Origin of the sequence: Cellvibrio sp. KY-YJ-3 (assembly GCF_008806955.1) — a bacterium.
Lineage (GTDB): Bacteria > Pseudomonadota > Gammaproteobacteria > Pseudomonadales > Cellvibrionaceae > Cellvibrio.
On the sequence record NZ_CP031727.1, the window covers coordinates 2,241,960 to 2,261,643 of the forward strand.

The 19,684-nt window shown below is 54.5% G+C and carries 15 protein-coding genes; all 15 read left to right on the top strand.

Annotated elements, in window-relative coordinates; translation table 11 throughout:
* Positions 1 to 46: 46 nt before the first annotated feature.
* A complete protein-coding gene (gene parE, locus D0B88_RS09515; protein WP_151056762.1) occupies positions 47 to 1,936 on the top strand; it encodes a DNA topoisomerase IV subunit B in 1,890 nt (629 codons plus the stop codon).
* Between the two features lie 221 nt (positions 1,937 to 2,157).
* The gene (locus D0B88_RS09520) at positions 2,158 to 4,503 is read left to right on the top strand and encodes a hypothetical protein (RefSeq protein WP_151056764.1); all 2,346 of its coding nucleotides are present in this window, start codon (positions 2,158 to 2,160) and stop codon (positions 4,501 to 4,503) included.
* Between the two features lie 104 nt (positions 4,504 to 4,607).
* Entirely contained in the window at positions 4,608 to 5,633 is a 1,026-nt protein-coding gene (locus tag D0B88_RS09525) for a sigma-54-dependent Fis family transcriptional regulator (protein WP_151056766.1), read from the top strand.
* Positions 5,634 to 6,022: 389 nt separating this feature from the next.
* Positions 6,023 to 7,339 carry a S8 family serine peptidase gene (locus D0B88_RS09530; RefSeq protein WP_040392301.1) on the top strand — a complete coding sequence of 439 codons (1,317 nt, stop codon included), beginning with the start codon at positions 6,023 to 6,025 and terminating at the stop codon, positions 7,337 to 7,339.
* Positions 7,326 to 7,937 (top strand): hypothetical protein, encoded by a 612-nt coding sequence (locus D0B88_RS09535; protein ID WP_007643052.1) that lies wholly within the window; start codon positions 7,326 to 7,328, stop codon positions 7,935 to 7,937. Before D0B88_RS09530 ends, D0B88_RS09535 begins: the two co-directional genes overlap by 14 nt.
* Positions 7,938 to 7,997: 60 nt before the next feature.
* Positions 7,998 to 9,206 carry a hypothetical protein gene (locus D0B88_RS09540; protein WP_007643050.1) on the top strand — a complete coding sequence of 403 codons (1,209 nt, stop codon included), beginning with the start codon at positions 7,998 to 8,000 and terminating at the stop codon, positions 9,204 to 9,206.
* 62 nt (positions 9,207 to 9,268) lie between these two features.
* Positions 9,269 to 10,357 (top strand): hypothetical protein, encoded by a 1,089-nt coding sequence (locus tag D0B88_RS09545; RefSeq protein ID WP_151056768.1) that lies wholly within the window; start codon positions 9,269 to 9,271, stop codon positions 10,355 to 10,357.
* A gap of 5 nt (positions 10,358 to 10,362) precedes the next feature.
* Positions 10,363 to 12,423, top strand: a complete 2,061-nt coding sequence (locus D0B88_RS09550; protein WP_151056770.1) for a hypothetical protein — start codon at positions 10,363 to 10,365, stop codon at positions 12,421 to 12,423.
* Positions 12,420 to 12,626, top strand: coding sequence for a hypothetical protein (locus D0B88_RS09555; protein WP_151056772.1), 207 nt, complete (start codon positions 12,420 to 12,422; stop codon positions 12,624 to 12,626). Before D0B88_RS09550 ends, D0B88_RS09555 begins: the two co-directional genes overlap by 4 nt.
* The gene (locus D0B88_RS09560; RefSeq protein WP_151056774.1) at positions 12,623 to 12,991 is read left to right on the top strand and encodes a hypothetical protein; all 369 of its coding nucleotides are present in this window, start codon (positions 12,623 to 12,625) and stop codon (positions 12,989 to 12,991) included. Before D0B88_RS09555 ends, D0B88_RS09560 begins: the two co-directional genes overlap by 4 nt.
* A complete protein-coding gene (locus tag D0B88_RS09565) occupies positions 12,957 to 13,718 on the top strand; it encodes a hypothetical protein (protein ID WP_007643041.1) in 762 nt (253 codons plus the stop codon). The genes D0B88_RS09560 and D0B88_RS09565 overlap by 35 nt, the downstream gene beginning before the upstream one ends.
* A 108-nt stretch (positions 13,719 to 13,826) precedes the next feature.
* Positions 13,827 to 15,080: a hypothetical protein gene (locus D0B88_RS09570; RefSeq protein WP_151056776.1), complete on the top strand. Its 1,254-nt coding sequence runs from the start codon at positions 13,827 to 13,829 to the stop codon at positions 15,078 to 15,080.
* The gene (locus D0B88_RS18995; protein ID WP_191966407.1) at positions 15,073 to 17,229 is read left to right on the top strand and encodes a papain-like cysteine protease family protein; all 2,157 of its coding nucleotides are present in this window, start codon (positions 15,073 to 15,075) and stop codon (positions 17,227 to 17,229) included. Before D0B88_RS09570 ends, D0B88_RS18995 begins: the two co-directional genes overlap by 8 nt.
* Positions 17,230 to 17,375: 146 nt before the next feature.
* Positions 17,376 to 18,296 (top strand): hypothetical protein, encoded by a 921-nt coding sequence (locus D0B88_RS09580; protein WP_151056778.1) that lies wholly within the window; start codon positions 17,376 to 17,378, stop codon positions 18,294 to 18,296.
* A gap of 9 nt (positions 18,297 to 18,305) precedes the next feature.
* Positions 18,306 to 19,676, top strand: a complete 1,371-nt coding sequence (radA, locus tag D0B88_RS09585; RefSeq protein ID WP_007643030.1) for a DNA repair protein RadA — start codon at positions 18,306 to 18,308, stop codon at positions 19,674 to 19,676.
* Positions 19,677 to 19,684 lie beyond the last annotated feature (8 nt).

The following is a 19,684-nucleotide window of genomic DNA, read 5'->3' on the forward strand; positions in this document are numbered from 1 at the left end:
TTTTAACTATTCAGCTTTTTAAATTAATCGGTAAACAGAAAATAAGATGGCTAATTATTCCGCAGAAGATATTGAAGTACTCACGGGATTGGACCCGGTAAAAAAACGCCCGGGCATGTACACCGAAACCACACGCCCCAATCACTTGGCGCAGGAGATTATCGACAACTCGGTAGATGAGGCGCTCGCCGGCCACGCTAAAACTATTGATGTGATTTTGCATAAAGATCACTCGGTCACAGTGGTGGATGATGGTCGCGGAATGCCGGTGGATATTCACCCGGAGCAGGGCAAGCCCGGCGTAGAAGTGATTTTGTGTACGCTCCATGCCGGTGGCAAATTCTCTAATAAAAATTACCAATTTTCCGGTGGTTTGCACGGCGTAGGTGTATCCGTAGTGAACGCCTTGTCGGAAAAATTAATTGTTACCGTGAAGCGTGACGGCAATGTTTACCAGATGGGTTTCTCCAATGGCGATAAAGCCAGCGACCTGGAAATTATCGACACTTGCCCCAAGCGTCAAACCGGTACCAGCGTCCATTTTTTACCAAATCCGACTTATTTTGATTCGCCCAAATTCTCTGTCAGTCGTATGCGCCATGTGTTGCGCGCCAAAGCGGTATTGTGCCCCGGCCTGACCGTCACTTTCCTTGATGAGTCAACCGGCGAAAAAGATGTTTGGTATTACGAAGACGGTTTAAAAGATTATCTCGCCGGTGCAACACAAGAGTGGCTAACCCTACCTGACAGCCCCTTTGTGGGCGATTTCAGTGGCCAAACCGAAGCCGTGACCTGGGCGGTGCAATGGTTGATGGATGGCGGCGAGTTGGTGCAGGAGTCCTACGTCAACCTGATTCCCACCGCGCAGGGCGGAACCCATGTCAATGGTTTGCGCACTGGTCTATTGGATGCGCTGCGCGACTACTGCGAATTCCGCAATTTAATTCCGCGCGGTATTAAACTCGCACCAGAGGATTTGTGGAATGCCTGCTGTTATGTGCTCTCTTACAAACACGCCGACCCACAATTTTCCGGTCAAACCAAAGAGCGCTTAACCTCGCGTGAAGCTGCCGCGTTTGTGTCGGGTATTGCTAAAGATGCGTTTGCACTCTGGCTAAACCAGCACACTGAAGACGGCGACAAACTTGCCGAATTTTGTATTAGCAATGCGCAAAAACGTGTGCGCGCCAGTAAAAAAATCGAGCGTAAACGTGTGACTCAAGGCCCGGCGCTGCCAGGCAAATTGGCGGATTGCTCCAGTGGTGATCCGGCGCGCAGCGAATTATTTTTAGTGGAAGGGGATTCAGCGGGCGGCTCGGCCAAACAAGCGCGCGATCGTGAATTTCAGGCGATTATGCCGCTGCGTGGCAAAATCCTGAATACCTGGGAAGTGGACTCGGGCGAAATTCTCGCCAGTCAGGAAGTGCACGATATTTCAGTTGCGATTGGCATGGACCCTGGCAGCGAAGATTTAAGCGAGCTGCGCTATCACAAAATTTGTATTCTCGCCGACGCCGACTCGGATGGTCTGCACATTGCCACACTCCTCTGTGCGTTGTTTGTAAAACACTTTCCGGTGTTGGTGCGCCGCGGTCATGTATTTGTGGCTATGCCGCCGTTGTACCGTATCGATATAGGTAAAGAAGTTTATTACGCGTTGGATGAAGGCGAAAAAAATGGTGTGCTCAATCGCATCGCTGCCGAAAATAAAAAAGGCAAACCCAATGTGCAACGCTTTAAAGGTTTGGGTGAGATGAACCCGTTACAGCTGCGTGAAACTACCATGGCGCGCGATACCCGTCGTTTGGTACAACTCACGATTAGTGAGGACGACGGCACCATGCAAATCATGGATATGATGCTCGCTAAAAAACGCGCGGGTGATCGCAAAACCTGGCTGGAGGAAAAAGGGAACCTGGCCGAGATCGCTGTCTAGTTATAAAGGTGTAGTTGTAAAGGTGTAGTATAAATTGCAGCGAGCGTAACTTATCGTGTCATAAGCAAAAGGCAAGCCTTCCGGGGTTTGCCTTTTTTTTTTGGCAATAGATCACACTCATCGAATTGCGGTAATGGTTTGTAATTGACAGGCTCGCAGCTTTTGAAAATGAGACTAGACTCAATTGTTGTGGCACTAACCGTCTTGCTCAGGGATCTATTATGAAGAATAAAATACACTTGTTCCTGTTATCTACGCTCGTACTGTCCACCTTTGCCCTGCAGGGCTGCGGCGGCAGTGATACCGAAAAAGCTCCACCGCCCTCGGGCCCTGATGCCTATGTGGTGGGTACCCATCCACGTTTTGACCCTGTCATTTCCGATTTACCATTCAATACCGATCTGATTTTTGCGGCGGCAGCGACCAGCGATGGCACGGCTAATCTGGGTGCACCGACAGACCCCGTGCGGGCGACCATGAATCAGTTGGATGGATTCTCCACCTCAGCGTTTTTTGATATTCAGCTAAGCGGTAGCCTAAACCCGGCGAGCGCACTGGCGTCGCAAACAGTATTTTTGATTGAGTTAAGTGCGACGGGTGATGCGCTGAATCCTGCCAATATCACCGGCATTGCTGGCCTTGCCAATTACGATGTTCAGGTGGTGTCATTGGATGGTGGTAGCAACAACACCATTCGTATTCGTCCCACTAAACCACTGAAAGCCAAAACCAAATATCTGGTGGTGTTAACCAATGACCTGCGCGACAGTAGCGGAGCACCACTAACCCGTTCCTGGAGCTACAACGCGCTGCGCGACCCGACTTACACAACCCTGGAAGCCTTGGTGCCAGTACGCAACTCGATAGTAGGCTGGGAAACGCTGGGCAGTGGTTTTCTGGCAGCGGCCAGCGGAGGGGCATTGAGTGTGGCAGCGGCAAAAGAAAAGCTGGTGCTAACCTATACCTTCACCACAACCGACCCCATATCGCCCCTGATTGCGATGGCGTCACCCCGTGCCGCCATCGCCGGGTTACAAATTGCGGCGGGTGCTTCACCATCCACCGCTGTGGCCAATGTCCAACAATTAGAGTCTATTGGGCTTTTGCCTACACCCAAAGCCCGCAGCCTTGGCATTGCCGGTGTTACGGGAGTTGATTTCTCAGCTTTTAGCAGCCAGTTGGCGGCTAATGTTGGCAAGCTGTATACCGGTTATATCAAGCTGCCTTATTACCAAACAGCGGCGACGGGTTTGCCTTTTGGTGAGTATTTAAAGCGCAACTGGAAACCGGATTTAACCCTTGCCGGTGCCTTGGGGCGGACCATACCGACCGATGTGGATGGCAGCTATAACGTCACCTATCGCTATCCGTTTGCGGCAAAAACAGGCGATGAATCTGTACCTTTGCAAGTCACCATGCCGCAAGACAACTGGGTGCCCGGTTATGCCGGTGCGGCTAACTGTGGCCAAATCTATGCAGCGACCGGTTATCCCACGGTGATTTACGTGCACGGTATTACCAGCGATCGGGCATCGGTTGTCGCGTTGGGGCATACCTTGGCCAGTCGTTGTGTAGCCACAGTAGCCATCGATTTACCGGTGCACGGCATTCCCGCCAACAGCGCTTTTGTGAATGTACTGAACGTGGAAAAGAGCCAGTCCATCCCTTTTGCTGCGCTTTATGGCGACAACGCACCCCATGAGCGTCACTTTAATGTGGCCGGTTCCGGTGGTGCTCCCGCGCCGATGAATTTTGAAACGCCGGGTGCAAGTGACGGTTCGGGCGCGCAATTTATCAACCTCGGTTTCCTGACCAATACCCGCGACAACAATCGTCAAGCGGTAATGGATTTACTCAACCTCAACGCCAGCCTTGCGAGCGTAAATACGGAGATGCTCAAAACAGTCAGTACTGGTCTGGATTTGAATCGTGTTTATGTTGTAGGTGTGTCACTGGGAGGAATACTGGGTAGTGTATTTACCACCGTGAATCAGTTGGCGATTGCCAATGATGCGCAGCTAGGGCTCACTTCCAACCTCAACCCGATTCGCGGTTTGATCACCAGTGCTGCCGGCACGCAAGTGGCGCAAATTTTAGTGAACTCCGCTACTTTTGCCCCTGTGATTAATGGTGGCCTGGGGGCGAGTGGGGTGATGGTGGGAACCACTAACTATGAACGGTTCTTGTATGCCGCACAAAGTGCGATGGATGCGGGTGATCCAGTCAATTATATGGAAACTCTGGCCCAGCTGGGTGTACCGGTATTGGTGCAGCAAATTAATAATGATCTGGTGATTCCCAACAATGCAGCCGGTGCGCCGCTTGCGGGAACCCAGGCCATGGCATCGCTACTCAATACCACGCAGCTGGGGCTAGGCTCAACTCAACTGGGGCGCGGTTATGTTAAACACACGGCTGGTGGCCATGCATCATTACTGCGTCCGGAGGGAGGTGCACCACAGGTTACCGCTGAGCTGCAAACCCAGGTTGTCACGTTTGTGTTGAATAATGGTGGTGTGGCGGTCGGCGGAGGTGCGCCCGGTAATATCGAGTTGCCTGCAAACTAAGAAACATTCCAGTGAAAAAAGCCCGCTGCCACGCGGGCTTTTTTTACAGCGTCATAACCCTCTGTCATTCAACAATCTCTCAACACTGTTGGAAGGAATCAGTCATGGAATCTATGCAGGATTCTCTGACCCGCTGTTCAGGGGTAGGGGATAACTATTACACCGATGATCAACCTTTGGCCCGTATTTGTGGTCACTCATCTGCCATAGTGGAGGTGCGCCAGCAGATCAGGCTTTGTGCGGCGGCGGATACCTCGGTGCTGGTCTATGGTGAAACTGGCACAGGCAAGGAATTGGTGGCGCGCGCGCTGCACGCGTTAAGCCGCAGGGCGCAACGCCCCTTTGTTGCCATTAATTGCGGCGCCTACCCCAATGAATTGATTTTGAATGAACTCTTCGGCCACGAGCGCGGCGCATTTACCGGTGCCCAAGCGCGGCAAGAGGGGCTGATTAGTCAGGCGCAGGGCGGTACTTTGTTTCTGGATGAGATCGACAGCCTGTCACCTGGGGCGCAGGTATTGCTGCTCAGGTTTATCCAAGAGCGCTGTTTTCGCCCGCTCGGCTCCGGTCGTGAATGCCATGCCGATGTGCGCATCATTGCCGCCACTCACTGCGATTTGCAGGAGCGTATAAGCGAGGGTCGTTTTCGCGACGATTTGTTTTACCGCCTTGATGTATTGCGCATCCAGCTGCCGCCGCTGCGCGAGCGCTGTGAGGACATTCTGCCGCTTGCCCATAGCTACTGGCGTAAGGTAGCTGAACAGCATCAGCTTTACGCTAACCCGCTCACCCCCGCATTTGAGCACTGGCTGCAGGCTTATCACTGGCCGGGCAATGTGCGTGAGCTGGAAAATGTAATTACCCGCTGGGTGTTTGGACAAAAGCCTGCCTCCATGACCAGCGCCAGCGATCTGGGTGTTGATTATTTGCAACCCTATTATGGGTCGGCTGCCGGTACCTTGGCGCTGACCTTCAGTCAGGCGAAAGAGCTGGTAATCAGCCAATTTGAAAAACACTACATAGCATCCATCCTCGCCATTACCAAAGGCAATATCACCCAGGCTGCCCTCAAGGCGGGCAAAGAGCGCCGCGCTTTTGGCCGCCTCGCGCGCAAACACAATCTGGTTTAATTCCTCTCTGCGTTTTGTTCTGCACGCGCGCTTGTTACTGGCGCGCGCTGTTTTTTTATGTGTGCAAAAAACCACGCCCCCTTCTGATTGTTCGGGTGGGTCAGAGCTGTCCCGAGTGGGGTATAGCTTACCCGCCAGATTTGGAAAATTTACGCGTCAATTGGCGCCGTAATTTTTGTTATGGCGGATAAATAAAAAATTATCCGGGTAAAAAATTACCCGCTGTCACCTCGGTATTTTTTTTATGGATTGCGCTGCAACACGCGCCAGCCGTGATCTTGAGTCGCCTATTGAAAACGCTGGTATGGGCATTGCAATGTCGTTTTCCATGACGCGCAAAGCGGGTGTCGATTGCTGTTGCACAACTAAAAAAATATTCAGGGAATGCTATGAAAGATCATGTCCGTATCAAATTGCGCGCGGCCTTGCCGATAGAGCAATTGCCTCACTGGCAAATGTTGCTGGCCGATCGCCGTTTGGAACGCGAGACCTTCCACCCTGATATCGATCGCCTGTTTCGTGAATTTAATCTTCCCTTTCTTGCCACCCGCGAATACGCCGCCGCTCAGGGCGAATGGTCGGCCGATGAAATTGCTGCAGGTTTGAATCGCATTTATCGCCTGGTATTAACCCGCTCCGGGCGTGTGCCTCAAGCGTTAATCCAGCGCTTGCGTTTGTTGCCTGCGGTGGAACAGGCCAGCGCTACCGATGTCGGCGAGATGGAATTGAATCCACCCACGGCGGCGCTGAGTGTTAATACCGATAAAACCTCGCGCGAATTAATTTATTTGGATGAAGCACACCGCTACTCGCGCGGCCACGGGCAAATAAAAATTGCGGTGTTGGATACCGGTGTGGACTTGCAACACCCCGAGCTGGTGGAGCGCCTGCAACCCGGGTTTGATTTTGTGAATATTCTCGATGGTGCTGCCGAATTTATTGGCGACTTTCTTGAAGCCGATGAAGTGGCCACCGACGAAGTGGGGCACGGCACTCATGTGGCCGGAATTATCGCGGGCAAGGGGCGCGCTATGCCGGTGGGGGTTGCGCCTGAATGCCAAATTATTCCCGTGCGGGTGCTTGCGGCGATGGAAAAGAACGGCAAAAAAATGGGCGCTGGTCTGCTGGAGAATATTAATGCCGGAGTGAAATTCGCGGTGGATCAGGGCGCCGATGTGATCAATATGTCGCTCGGGGTAAAACACAGTGGTGGCGGTTTGCCCCACCAGGAAGTCATTGATTATGCCCGGCGCAAGGGCGTCACTATTGTTGCTGCTTCGGGCAATGATGGTCAGCAGGAAATGTATTACCCCGGTGCCTTTGACTCGGTAATTGCCGTGGGCGCCATGGATGCACAGCGCGAGGTGGCCGACTTTTCCACTTACGGCGAGCAGGTATCGCTAATTGCCCCCGGGGTGGATGTGTACAGCAGTTATTTGGATAAGGGCTACGCCTTTTCCACTGGCACCTCACACGCTGCCCCCTTTGTGGCGGGTGCGGTGGCGCTATTGAAATCCTACGCGCGCGGGCGCGGCAAAAGACTTAGTGACAATCAAGTTAAACATCTGCTCAAACACACCAGCGACAAGCTGGATCGCTCGTTCAAACATCGCAAAGCGGGTTATGGCTGTTTAAATCTCGCCGATGCAATGCGTTATCTCGATTTTAAGCTCAGTGAAGGGAGACTGCGTCATGACTACCGCTAATGAAAAGAAAGAAACCGAAGTTGTAATTGAAAAAGAGGCTGTGGCCGAACCGCGTAAAACTGCCAAAACGGTGGCTATTAAAAATTTGGATTTTGGCGATTTAAAACCGGTGTGGAACAAGATGCTTGACAGCAATCGCCCGGATGCCGAAACCGGTTTGTTAAAAGTGACAGCGCGGGTGGGTTCGCTGGATCCATTAGCGCAACAAGCGCTGGCAAAAATGCGCAAAAAATTTCCCTACACCAGCAGCAATGTGCGCAAGATTATTGCAAATCGCGGTATTACCACAGAGTTGGATCGCGTGTTGAAACGCCTGAATGGTTTGCGTATTAGCGAGAATAAACGCCTGGTATTAGCGGCAGTTTACCCCGCGTTGCTGGCCAGATTATTGGAAGGCGATGACATGAGTGTGGAGGAGATCAAGGACGATAAAGGTTTTGTGAATGCGATTTTATTTGAGCTGGAACGCAAAGATGGGCCGCTGGATATTTTCTCCCAGGAGTTAGTGAAATTGGTGGGCGCAAAACACCGCATCAATATCACTGAAGACAATGTGCTGCGCGATTTAATTGCGCATCAGGTGCGTGTCAGTTTGTAACTGGCGGCAGTTAATTTTCACATTCTCGCCAACCATGCCGTTGCGAAAGGAAGTCAAATCATGCCTAACAACGTAAAAATTAATTTGGCGCCGGGTGCGCTTGAACCGGTCATATTAAAGCTGATCAGTCAGGTCAATGAAAAGGGCCAGCTACCGGCGCTATTGGAAATTTATATCGACCAGAGCGAGATTGAAAAATCCCGTTTCACTGACGCGGTAAAGATGGCGATGATCGATTATTTACTCGATCGCGGCATTCAAATTGATGATATTGAAAAGCTCAAGGACGGTGGTTACGACGAGCATTTTGCCTTGGCGTACAACCATGCAATTGAAATCGCTAGCGGTGAAGATGACCCGCTCGATGCTGCCTGGCGGAAAGGTGGTGCACAAAATACTAGCCAGTGGGATTTTTCAGTTGACGATTTTGAAGGCATTGAAGAGCAGGGCATAGTTAAAGACAACATCCTTGCGGCCGGGGCACTGGATTACATTTACGAATTGGGCGAGCGGTTGGGAATATTTAAATTGGTGGATGCGCTGGTGCTCAATTGGGCCGCAGGCTCCATTGATGTGGTGGATGGCCCGGTAGCCGCGCGCTTGTATCGCTATTGGAAACGCCGCGATGATCGCGCTTCGGAAGAAGAGCGCGGCATGGTATATCGCCGAGTGTTGAATAAAAGCGAAACCGAAGTGCTGGCGCGCATGGTGGTGAATGAACACTTTCCCAATTTGTGGCACAACCTGATGGCGGAAGTGGCCGAGTACATAGATAAAACCGAGCGGGTGGATGATGGTTTTAGCGAGACCTCACCGGTATCGCGCTCGCGTTTGTATCAGGCAACCCGTGAACTGCAATACAACCTTACAGAATTTTGTACCGGCATGGCCCATGTGCAAACCCGTGAATTTTATGCGCAGCTGCAAGAGTGCATGGAGATTTTAAAAGACCCGGATATCACCGCCTATTTTGGTGGTAACCGCCGCAAAAGTTTGTGGACGGTGATCGAGCGTTTATCCAAAGAGGAATTTGGCGCGGCGCCGAATATTGGCGCCCATCGTTCACTGGCGGTGGATGGCAACAAAATTTTCCAATGGGTCGCCAATTTTAATGAGGCCTCGGTGCGCCATGAAGATTTTCTGGCATTTGTGCAAGCGGCCGAAGCTTATATTTTGAATTTCACCAGCGTGGGTGACGAGGCGGGAATGGACGCCAGCGGCGACGAGGAAGAGTTGGAATTTGCCGATGATGACAGCGACGATTTTTAATCGTCGCCACACACAAAATTGCTAACCCAAAATGCCTGTAACCGAGAAAGGAGTTCAGTCGCATGAGTGAACAAGCCATCAAAGATCTTGCCCGCGAATACACCCGTCGCACACTCGCCCAATCGGCGACATTTCATCAATTGGGGGTGGAGGATCAAAAGTCCCTCTACCTGGATGTGTATCGCCAAAATTACCAAAACCTCGCGCACAACACGGCTGATTATGTGCAGGCCAAAAACTTGCCAGTGGCAATGGCCGACTCCAAAGCGGGCGACATGATCAATGATAAACGCCACACCAACCAGCGCATTGACCAGGCGGGGGATCTGGCGGGCGGTTTTATCGATGAGGTGGATTTCCCCGGCTTTGTAAAAGACCTGCTCAAAGGGGTGTTCGACGCCAACCTGGAAGTGACTCTAGCGCAAATGGAGTCCTATCAAAAGTTACTGAAAGCGGCCACCCAATCCATTTCCAAATTTATTAATTCCATTGATGACGCCGCCTCCTTTGGCTACCTCGCGGAAAATAATAGCGATGAATTCGGGCTGGCATTTAGCGATGAAGAAAATGAAGACGGTTCGCGCAAATTGCAATTGACCGATGCCAGTGGTCAGCCCATGGATTTGGGCGACAACCAGGTTAAAGCAAAAATTATGGATGCCAAAATCCAAATGGCCAAAGAGCAGCGCGCCATGTTGCGCGAAACTATTTTGATGGGCATCACCCGCTTGGTGGTGGAAAAAGGCAACGTTAAGGCATCGGTGTTATTCGACATTAAAGCCTCGGAACAGGTGCAAAAATCCGACAAGGCGGCAATCCAGGATCTGAAATCATCGAGCAATAGTGTCAGCGCCAGTGGCGGTTTGATCGGCTCCATTTTTGGCGGTCCCAAAGGTGGTCACACTTCCAGTCGGCGCACCAGCAAAATTTCGGTGTCGAGCGCCAAGAGTGTCGCCAGTACCGAATTGGCAGCGAAGGTCACGGGCTCGGTGGATATCACCTTCAAGTCGGATTATTTCAAACTGGACAACTTTGCAACCCTCTACCAAAACGGCGCCGATGGCGGTGCCCAGTTGGGACCAGGTCAGCAGGTAGTGCAACCTGCGCCCGCTGCAGCACCTGCCGCCGCGCCCGCCCTTGCCGGTAGGTAAGGCTTATGGCGCTGGCATTGGTTCTGGCTATAACACCCGAGCCAGAGGGGCTGCGCGTGAGTTTCGATATAGGTAAAAACCGCTATTGGCGCTGGCAGTTAGGTGCCGAACCGGTTACCACCGGCAGTGGCTTGGCCAGTGTCGGTAGTGCGGGCGATAGCGGGGTGTTACGCGCGTCGCTGCAGGGGCCACTGCCACCGCAGAACTTTGGGCGCGGGGAATTCCTGCTGCCGTCGGCGCAACTCGGGCGCGAGCGACGTTTTATGCAGCTGCTGAGTTATCGCACCGAAGAGGGCATGGGGCCGGCGTTGTCGGCGGTGGTAGAGCTGCCGCTCAGCCGATCGTCTGGGCAAATCGATCGCTCAGATGAACCGGGTGAGGATCTACCGTCGCCGATTTTGCCGTTGTCTTCACCCGTACAGCGATTGCCTCTTGCCGCTATGAGCCAGCTTGTTAAAAAGGATTCAACCATGACTGCTTCAGCCTTTTCTGCTTCTGCATTTTCGCCGGCCCTGAGCCAGGTAGATTCAGTACCTTTTAGCCTGCGCGAGCGTCCCTTGAGCGGCGCACTGTTTTCCGGCGCGGACATAGTGCGTGTGCTTATGCCCATGCTGCCCTCCCTGGCTCCGGCGATTAACAGCTTGATTAGCGGTGTGGCCCCAGTGGTAGGGCAGGTCACCAGCCAGTTGCTTACACCGGACAATATTCGCCAGTTGATGCAATTAATTACTGCCGCCACCGGCGGGGCTGCCACCACGGGGGCCGCGCCTGCGGTTGCTGCAAGTGGTGCGCGAACGGCGAGTTTATCTTATGCCCGTGCCAGTTCCCGCTACAGTGAAGCCAAGGTGGCACCAGCTTTGCTGGCGGCACTGCCAGCCCTTATGCCACTGCTGCAACAGGTGCTCTCGCCGCAAACCGTGCAGAGTATTGTCGAGGCGCCCCAGCGTATGACCGGGCAGATTATTAACGGCATTACCGATTTTGCCCGGCTCGGGCTGCAGGCCGACCAGCAGTTGAATGACCACCTGCGGGCACTGAACCCGGGGGTTGACGACCCCGCTTTGCATCAGCTGCTGGCGGGTATGAGCCTGGGGCTGAGTAGCGCGCGCCAGCGCAATTACAAACGGGTGGCCAGCGTGCGCTTGAGTTTGGCCAGTGCACCCACCCAAGTACTGGTGGGGCGCACCCAGGTGCTCTATCAACAGGGCCGCGATTGGCTCTTCCCCACCCAGCTGGAAACACCGGAAACCCTGAATGAGGCGGAACTGCTAGTGCAGGTCAAACAGGCGGATAACCTGCGGGTGGTGCATGAAACTTCGGAGCGGATTGCCAGCGCTGGCAGCGGCCCACTGGAGCTAACCCCGCAGATCAGCGCCGCCGAGGGCGCCAAATTGCAGGCGGGCAAGGAACACATAGTGGTTGTCAGCCTGCTGTGGCGCAATCGCAAAGGCCAGCTGCGCGGCACCTCGGTGCAGCAGAGCATCGTGGTGATGGGCACCTGCCAGTTTGATCGCATTGAAGAGTCCAGCGAACTTATCCCACTGGCTGACCGCGAGTTATTCCGCGACTACTGGCACGAAGTCTGGAACCATGATTTTACCGGCGACAGCCGCCGCGTAGATCTGCACAGCCGCTATTACCTCAAGCTCAGCCCCGAGCGTCAGCGCAATGCCCGCACCGATACCCAGCTCAAACGCCGCCAGGAGGGGCCACGCCAAACAATTAACCTGCGCGCTGGTTATGAGTTCAGTGTATTTGCCTTGAACCACCTGCTGGTGCGCTTGGCGCCGGACCAGCCGCCGCTCAATGACGAGTATCTGACCGCTATCGCTAGCAGCGAATTTGGCGAGCGCTTTAATCAGGCTGCGCAACATCAAGCCCAGCTGCGTGGTCGGCCGGGTGAGCGGGCATCGCTCTGGGTATTTCCGGTGATGAAACTGCAAACCCTGATTCTGGTGCGCGCCGGAGCAGTTGACGAAAACGGTGCAGTGGAGACTTTGAATGAGGAGTCAGTGATATTTCCTATTCCCGCCATGCTGCATTTTGTCGGAGTGAAGCAGTCATGAACCCAACAGCAGAGATACTCGCCCGCGCTTTGAGCGACGTGGACATAAGCGCCCAATTTGAGGGTTTGGAAATAGTGTTTAGCGACAAGCAGGCACTCTTTCCGGTGGCGTTGGAAAACGCTGAACCCGCGCGGCGCGCAGGGGCATTGCGACTGGTGCAGCCCGAAGCTTGCCGCTGCCATCCCGCAGGGAAAGCCCGATGAGCGCGCCAGATCCTTCAGTTGCCACCCTCGCTCCACTTGGCGGGGATGAGATTCATCCGGAGGATTACTTCCCCGGTCTGGCCGGTATGTTGGAGGATTTTTTGTCGCCTCAAATTGAGCTGGCGCCCGACCCCTTCCAGCCGGATAGCTACTTGGGGCTGGTAGTGGAGCGGTTACACATTGAGCTGCCGATTGAACTGCAGCTGCTGCGTGCCAGCAGTGGTGAAGCGTTTATTGGCGCCACGCCGCCGAGTCAGTGGATCGAGACCTCGGTGGAGCCGGTGCTGCACCGTTTGGCACTTACCCTTGAGTTAGATCCGGAGCCGGGCGATGACCATTCGCGAGACCAAACCCTGGAATCTTGAGCAGTTTCTGGATTCGCTCATCCTGGAGCTGGATAAAGCGCAAGACACCCTCGCGCTCAAGGGGCTGACGCGCAAATTGACTTATACAGTCAAGGATGTGGCGTTGGACCTGAATGTTTTTCCGGTGATGGCCGATGGCAAGGTGCAATTTCAAATGGTGAAACCGGGTGAAGCCGGTGGTTCGCGCATCTCCTTCCAACTGGGCTCTATCACCGACCGGCAAATTCGCGAAAACGCCAATGAACCGCCCAACAAGGATGACCTGGAGCTGGACTTGTTGGAGGGCATGGATGAAGAGGTGAAAGCCAGTTTGCGCAAGGTGGGGGTGAGTTCAACCCGCGACCTGGAGCAGATGGACAAACGCAATGTGAATCTGGAAAAGGTGATCAAGGAAAAAACCGGTGGCGAAAAGAACCTGAATTATCAGGATCTGGCCAACATGATTAACAAAGTCCGGCGCAAAAAACTCTCACCCCAGCTGGCGCAAATGAGTGCCAGGGAGGAGGGCGATAGTGTGGAACTGACCCTGCGCGGGCGCAATTTTGTGGTGCAGCAAAGCGCCGATTTTCCGCGGGCGCTGGTCAACAACCAGCTGGCGGAAATAGTGCATGCCGATGCGGCAGAGCTGCGTTTGAAAGTGCCGCGTGCACAGTTGCAGGCGGGTAATAACGCCCTGGCAATCGCACTCGACCCCTATGCGCTGGTGCAGCTGAATTTACAGTCCTGAGGTTTGAGAAGGATCAACAGACAGGTGGCCTAGATGACAAGAGCAGGAATACCAAAAGCAGGGATACCAAAACCAGGAACAACCCGCCCGGGAGCTACAGGATCAGGTTTGCGTTCGCTGGAGCAATCTCTGCAAACCGGTCGCAGCGGTACAGGTAAAACCAGGGGGAATGGTTTGGCGGTGGGATTATCGAGCGAAATTGCATTGGTGCGCGGCCAGCAGTATCACCGGCCAAGCAGCCAATTGCGGGCGCTAGAGGAGCGGGTACTGGGTGCCACGCCCGCGCGCACCGCACCTGAGCCTTTAGCCCCTCCGGTTATTGAGCAGCATCGCCTTGCCCAGGAGCAAGTTAATCCGCTGTGGCTGACACCGGCACCGGTCGCACCGGCGCAGGGTTTTATGTTTTCGGCCTTTGCCGCCCAGGAATGGGTAGATGGCAGCTACAGCCCGGAATTATCGGCCCCCGATACTGGCCGCTTTCAGGTCGAGGCCTTTACCCATGCAGATCAATGGTCACCAGAGGCGCAAATTTCAGCGGCCTACAGCGCTGCGCCTGCGGGCGTCAGTTTGGCACCGGCGCCTGCCATTGCTCGCCCATCGAGTCCCCCCCAGTTTGGTCATCCCCAGCCCAGTCTTCCTCCAGTGCATGGGCGAGAGTCGTCCAGTCCATCGATTGTCCTGCCCGATGAGGAGAATTGGTTGGCCGAGGCGGAGCGGCCAACCACTATCACCGCCGCCAGCCAGCAGTCGCTCAACCCCGGTTTGGCGCTGGCGAAAGACGATTTTGAGAAAGAGCTGGCCGCTATTCTGGGGCAAAACCAAGCGCCCGCTGACGCCAATCAGCCGGTTGCACCGGGCAGTACCCCAACGAGTACCCCGGCGGGTGTGGGTGGCAGTGCAGCGGCAGTGCCCACCCCGGCCACTGCTCATCCCAACCACAATATCTTTGACCAGATGGGGTTGGGCATGAGTTACGCCAACAGTTTTGACCTGGGCAATGTCTCCATCGCCAAACGCCTGGATCAACTGGAGCGGGAGCTGGCTGTGGCCAGCCCGACACCTGTTCCAGCGCAGCCAATCACCCCGCCGGAAACCACCCATTCACCCGGCATCAGGGAGCTGGAGTCGCCGTTTGTGGACCCGATGAGTCTGGATGAATTTGATCTGGTGGCGGAGCTGGCTGAAATTGGCGCGGAAGCGCCAGCAAAGCCCGCGACAGATCAACAGGGCAACAATTCCGGTACTAACAATTCCGATATTAGCAATTCCGGCACTGTCACTTCGGTTGGTGACCTTACTGACAGTTCAACCCTTCCCAATCCCATCAATCGCATGGAACTAGCAGGTGACAAGCATGAGTAATCGATTTTCAGAGCTGGAAAATACCCTGGTTCGGCGCCCTGCACGGCAGTCGACAACGGCACCTAAAAAGGCTGCCAAAACCGCTCACCCGCGCCGTGCGCCACTAACGCCGCCAGGTGCTGCACCTGTGGCGCAGGGCTTGAGCGCCAAAGTCTCATCCTGGTCGCGTAGCAGCGCCCAGTCCTACAGCCCACGTGCCTTTGAGGCGGTTAACTATTCGGTGCCGGGCAATTTCTGGGTGCTGGCCCAGCCTTCGGGCATGGCGTGTTGGGCAACGGTGTTCACCATGCTCAAAAGCTGGCGGGTGCAGCAGCAAAAAAATATTGAGCAGGCGCTAGCCACGGTCGGCCAGCGCTGGGTGGACATTTACAAGGCGGACACCGGTTTGCTGGGCGATGACAAACCCGAATTTCTGGCCGCTGCCGGTCTGCACCCGCAACCACCGCAGAGTTACAGCGTGCAGGGCTGGGAAAACCTGCTGCGCAATTACGGCCCTATTTGGGTTACAACCGATGAAGACCCAGGGCAACGTGCGGCAATTCATGCGCGCATCATCACCGGTATTCACGGCGACGGCACCCCGGAAAACACTAAATTCAAGATAGTCGATCCGGCGGGCGGGCGCCGCTACGAGGAATCCATTGCGGTATTTGTTCCCAAGTACGAAGAAGAAGTACGCCGCACCGGGTATATGCGGGTGCAAGTAGTGCATTGGCGCGCTGACGCGGTGAGTGAACAGCGCTCCCTGGCGCATAGCTATCGCAGCCGTGCATCGGCCAGTGATGCTCCCGTGGCCAGAAGTTTGGCTCTAGGCCGGGCGCTCAGTACGGCCCCCGATTTTACCGCCAAGCTGCAGGAGCTGCGTACCCAAGGGGTTCCCGAAGCCGAACTGCAAGCCTTCCTCGGCCAGCTTAATTTAACCCGTGCCCAAGCCTACCCCGGTGCCATGAGCGGTGGACGCACCGAGGTTCACCTGCCCGGCGGTTATAGCCTGTCGGGTTGGAAAGGTGAGCTACTGGTGGCCGCGATCATGGCGGGGCTTGCCTCAGTGCCCGTCGCGGGTACCGCGTTGGCAGCGCTTATCCCGCTGCTGCGCGCTGCTGCCAACCGCTACAACGTCACTATAGGTTTAGGGCCAGCAGTGACTGGTGGTGTGGCTGTGGGTGCAGGCTTTGGCTACGGCATCATGTTTGCGCCCGGTAATCAGGTGGGCTTTTACGGCACCCTGTCCGGTGTGGTTGGTGCGATTGTCTCCATTAGCGCCACTATGCAGGTGACCATTATTCACGGCGGCCCCAGCCTGTTTAGCGGTGCTGCAGTCGCCGTGGGAATGACTGCCGGGGTGGATGCACCGGTTGGCCCTACCGGTGGTGTGCACGCTTTGATGAGTGGCGGCCGTTTTATTGGGGTGACGTTCGAGCTGGGTGTTTCTGCTGGCCTATCGCCCATTGAGGCCTACGCCCAATTTCAGTACACCGCGACCAGTATGGCGCTGGCGCGGCAGGCCTATGCCTTTGCCGAGGAAATCCCGCTCTCGCCTGCCAATGGGGGCCAGTCTATTGATGCCAGTGCCTTGCGGATTGGCGATATTTTGTTGTCGCGGGCCAGTGGCGTGGTCTCGCGTGCTATCCGCACAGTAAGCGATGCACCGGTCAGCCATGCCTCGGTTTATATTGGCGGTGGGCAGGTGGTAGAAGCGCTGGCGAATGGTGTGGTGCTCAACCAGTTGGAAGATTCTGTTGGTTCCAACGAAGTTGTGGTGGCCTTCCGCTACCCCAACCTCACCAGCGAGCAAGAACTGCGCATTCGCGATTTTGTCGGCCAGCATTTGGGCACTGGCTATAACTACTGGGGCATAGTCCGTCAGGCGCCATTCAGTGTTGATCGCCGTATTTGTGAGCGGCTGCCTGATGGTATGCGCCAGCGTTGCACCAGCGGTATGGCGCGCATCTTTCTCGGGCGCGGGGATACAGATCGCTTCTTCTGTTCACAGTTAGTGGTCGCGGCTTACCAACATGCCGGTGTGCCCCTGACTTCTGCCGACCCGCGTTGGGTGAGCCCCGGCGACTTGGCTCGTATGAGGGAGGATGCAGTACCCGCCTTTACCATCACCCATCCACTGCAGTATGTGGGGCATTTAAAAGCCTGATACTGGTGCGACTTTTGGTTAAATCACAACAAGCCCGATGTCTGCCGTCGGGCTTTTTTGTTTTAACGGGAGAAAATCTTGTACTCGGCAGGCTTTTTGGCAATGATGCCGCCATGTTTTCCATCATTCCCGCCTGAGAAGTATTCATGACCCCACGCAATTACCTCTATCTGTTAAAAAAGTACGACGAATACCAAGCGCAAATTGAGCGGCTGTTGGAGTCGATTGTGACTTCACTGGCTCCAGCCAAAATGGATACCTCCCATGATCATCTCAACACCGTGGTAAAACGGCTGCATGAGTCTTATCCCTTTGTTGAATTGCTTTATTGTATTAACGATAAGGGCGCGCAAATTACCGAATCCGCCGCGTCACCCACCGTGCCGGACCCCAAACGACGTGAGCCCGGTTTGGGGTCGGATCGCAGCAATCGTGTGTATTACACCCGCGCCAGTGAAAATGTTGCAGCGGCAACGGTTACCCAACCCTATCTTTCCAGCGCCACTCATCAGCTCGCCATCTCGGCGGTACAACGGTTTATCGATAACAATGGCAATACCTGTTATTTGGTGATCAATTTTAATTTGGAAAAACTCATCACCTTTTTGAATGGCGATAGTTTGCGCCGCATAGTGCACCCTTTCTTTCAAGTGGTTTACGGCATTATCGGTGTGATGTTGGTAATCGTTTCCTCTCTACTGCTCTATTCAGCGGGCACATCGTTATTTGATATGGTTTATGAACACACCAATACCGCCACCCAGGCATTCCAATCGGTAATTCTGGTGACCTTGGGCTTGGCGATTTTTGATTTGGGTAAAACGATTCTGGAAGAGGAAGTACTGCTGCACAAAGACATTCATCACACCGGATCAACACGCCGTACCATCAGTCGGTTTATGTCGGCGATTGTCATTGCGGTCTCCATTGAATCGCTGTTGTTGATGTTTAAATCCCTGCTGGGTGATGCCACACATCTCAATTCCGCGGTATTTATGTTGATCGCCGCGGTAGCGCTGCTGGTGGGTTTAGGTGCTTACCTCCGGCTCACTAAAGACCAGGAATAAGGAACGCTCGTGAGTACAAAAACCAAAAGCGCGTTTGTCTGCAACGAATGTGGTGCGGATTATAAAAAGTGGCAAGGGCAGTGCACGGAGTGCGGTGCCTGGAATAGTTTGAGTGAAGTGCGCTTGGGGCCAACACCCACCAATCGCGCAGCGAAATTTGAAGGTTACGCCGGTGGTGCCACGGGGAATAAAATCCAAACCCTTGCTGAAATATCGCTCAATGATGTGCCGCGTTTTAGCAGTGGTGCAGGTGAGTTTGACCGGGTGCTCGGCGGTGGTTTTGTACCGGGTTCGGTAGTGTTAATTGGCGGTAACCCGGGCGCGGGTAAATCCACCTTGCTGTTGCAAACCCTGTGCAATTTAGCGCGCACTATGCCTGCGCTGTACATCACCGGTGAGGAGTCACTGCAGCAAGTGGCCATGCGCGCCCAGCGTTTAGGGTTGCCGACCGATCAATTACAAATGCTGAGCGAAACCAGCGTGGAAGCCATTTGTGCGATTGCGCAAAAAGTTGCGCCCAAGGTGATGGTGATCGACTCAATTCAAGTGATGCACATGGAGGATATTGCCTCCGCCCCCGGTTCGGTATCGCAAGTGCGCGAGAGTGCGGCTTACCTCACGCGGTTTGCGAAACAGACCGGCACAGTATTAATTTTAGTGGGCCACGTCACCAAAGATGGTTCACTCGCCGGCCCCAAAGTGCTGGAGCATATGATCGATTGTTCGATTTTGTTAGAGGGCGATAACGACTCGCGCTTCCGCACGTTACGCGGCAATAAAAACCGTTTTGGTGCGGTAAACGAATTGGGTGTGTTTGCCATGACCGAGCAGGGCATGCGCGAAGTGAGCAACCCCTCGGCCATTTTTTTGCAGCGCGCAGAGGATGCATCATCCGGTTCCGTGGTGATGGTGATGTGGGAGGGGACGCGCCCGCTGTTAATAGAAATCCAAGCACTGGTGGATGACAGTCACCTCGGCAACCCGCGCCGTGTTGCGGTAGGTATGGATCAAAATCGCCTCGCCATGCTGTTGGCCGTGTTGCATCGTCACGGCGGCATTATGGTGGGCGATCAGGATGTATTTGTGAACGTGGTAGGTGGCGTGAAGGTAATGGAGACCAGTGCAGATTTGGCACTGTTGCTCGCGGTAGTCTCCAGCTTTCGCGACCGGGTATTGCCGCAGGATTTAATTGTGTTTGGCGAAGTGGGTTTATCGGGAGAGATTCGCCCGGTACCCAGTGGTCACGAGCGTTTGCGCGAGGCGGCCAAACACGGTTTCAAACGCGCCATAGTCCCGTTTGCAAACGCCCCGCGCGATAAACAGTTGGGGATAGAGGTGGTGGCGGTAAAAAATTTGCAGGAAGCTTTAGCGGCGCTTTAAGGCTACAG

Bases quoted from the DNA above. Each gene is read 5' to 3' on its own strand.
- D0B88_RS09545 (WP_151056768.1), top strand. From the start codon at position 9,269: ATGAGTGAACAAGCCATCAAAGATCTTGCCCGCGAATACACCCGTCGC.
- D0B88_RS09525 (WP_151056766.1), top strand. From the start codon at position 4,608: ATGGAATCTATGCAGGATTCTCTGACCCGCTGTTCAGGGGTAGGGGAT.
- D0B88_RS09530 (WP_040392301.1), top strand. From the start codon at position 6,023: ATGAAAGATCATGTCCGTATCAAATTGCGCGCGGCCTTGCCGATAGAG.
- D0B88_RS09550 (WP_151056770.1), top strand. From the start codon at position 10,363: ATGGCGCTGGCATTGGTTCTGGCTATAACACCCGAGCCAGAGGGGCTG.
- D0B88_RS09535 (WP_007643052.1), top strand. From the start codon at position 7,326: ATGACTACCGCTAATGAAAAGAAAGAAACCGAAGTTGTAATTGAAAAA.
- parE (WP_151056762.1), top strand. From the start codon at position 47: ATGGCTAATTATTCCGCAGAAGATATTGAAGTACTCACGGGATTGGAC.
- D0B88_RS09555 (WP_151056772.1), top strand. From the start codon at position 12,420: ATGAACCCAACAGCAGAGATACTCGCCCGCGCTTTGAGCGACGTGGAC.
- D0B88_RS09565 (WP_007643041.1), top strand. From the start codon at position 12,957: ATGACCATTCGCGAGACCAAACCCTGGAATCTTGAGCAGTTTCTGGAT.
- D0B88_RS09560 (WP_151056774.1), top strand. From the start codon at position 12,623: ATGAGCGCGCCAGATCCTTCAGTTGCCACCCTCGCTCCACTTGGCGGG.
- D0B88_RS18995 (WP_191966407.1), top strand. From the start codon at position 15,073: ATGAGTAATCGATTTTCAGAGCTGGAAAATACCCTGGTTCGGCGCCCT.
- D0B88_RS09580 (WP_151056778.1), top strand. From the start codon at position 17,376: ATGACCCCACGCAATTACCTCTATCTGTTAAAAAAGTACGACGAATAC.
- D0B88_RS09520 (WP_151056764.1), top strand. From the start codon at position 2,158: ATGAAGAATAAAATACACTTGTTCCTGTTATCTACGCTCGTACTGTCC.
- D0B88_RS09540 (WP_007643050.1), top strand. From the start codon at position 7,998: ATGCCTAACAACGTAAAAATTAATTTGGCGCCGGGTGCGCTTGAACCG.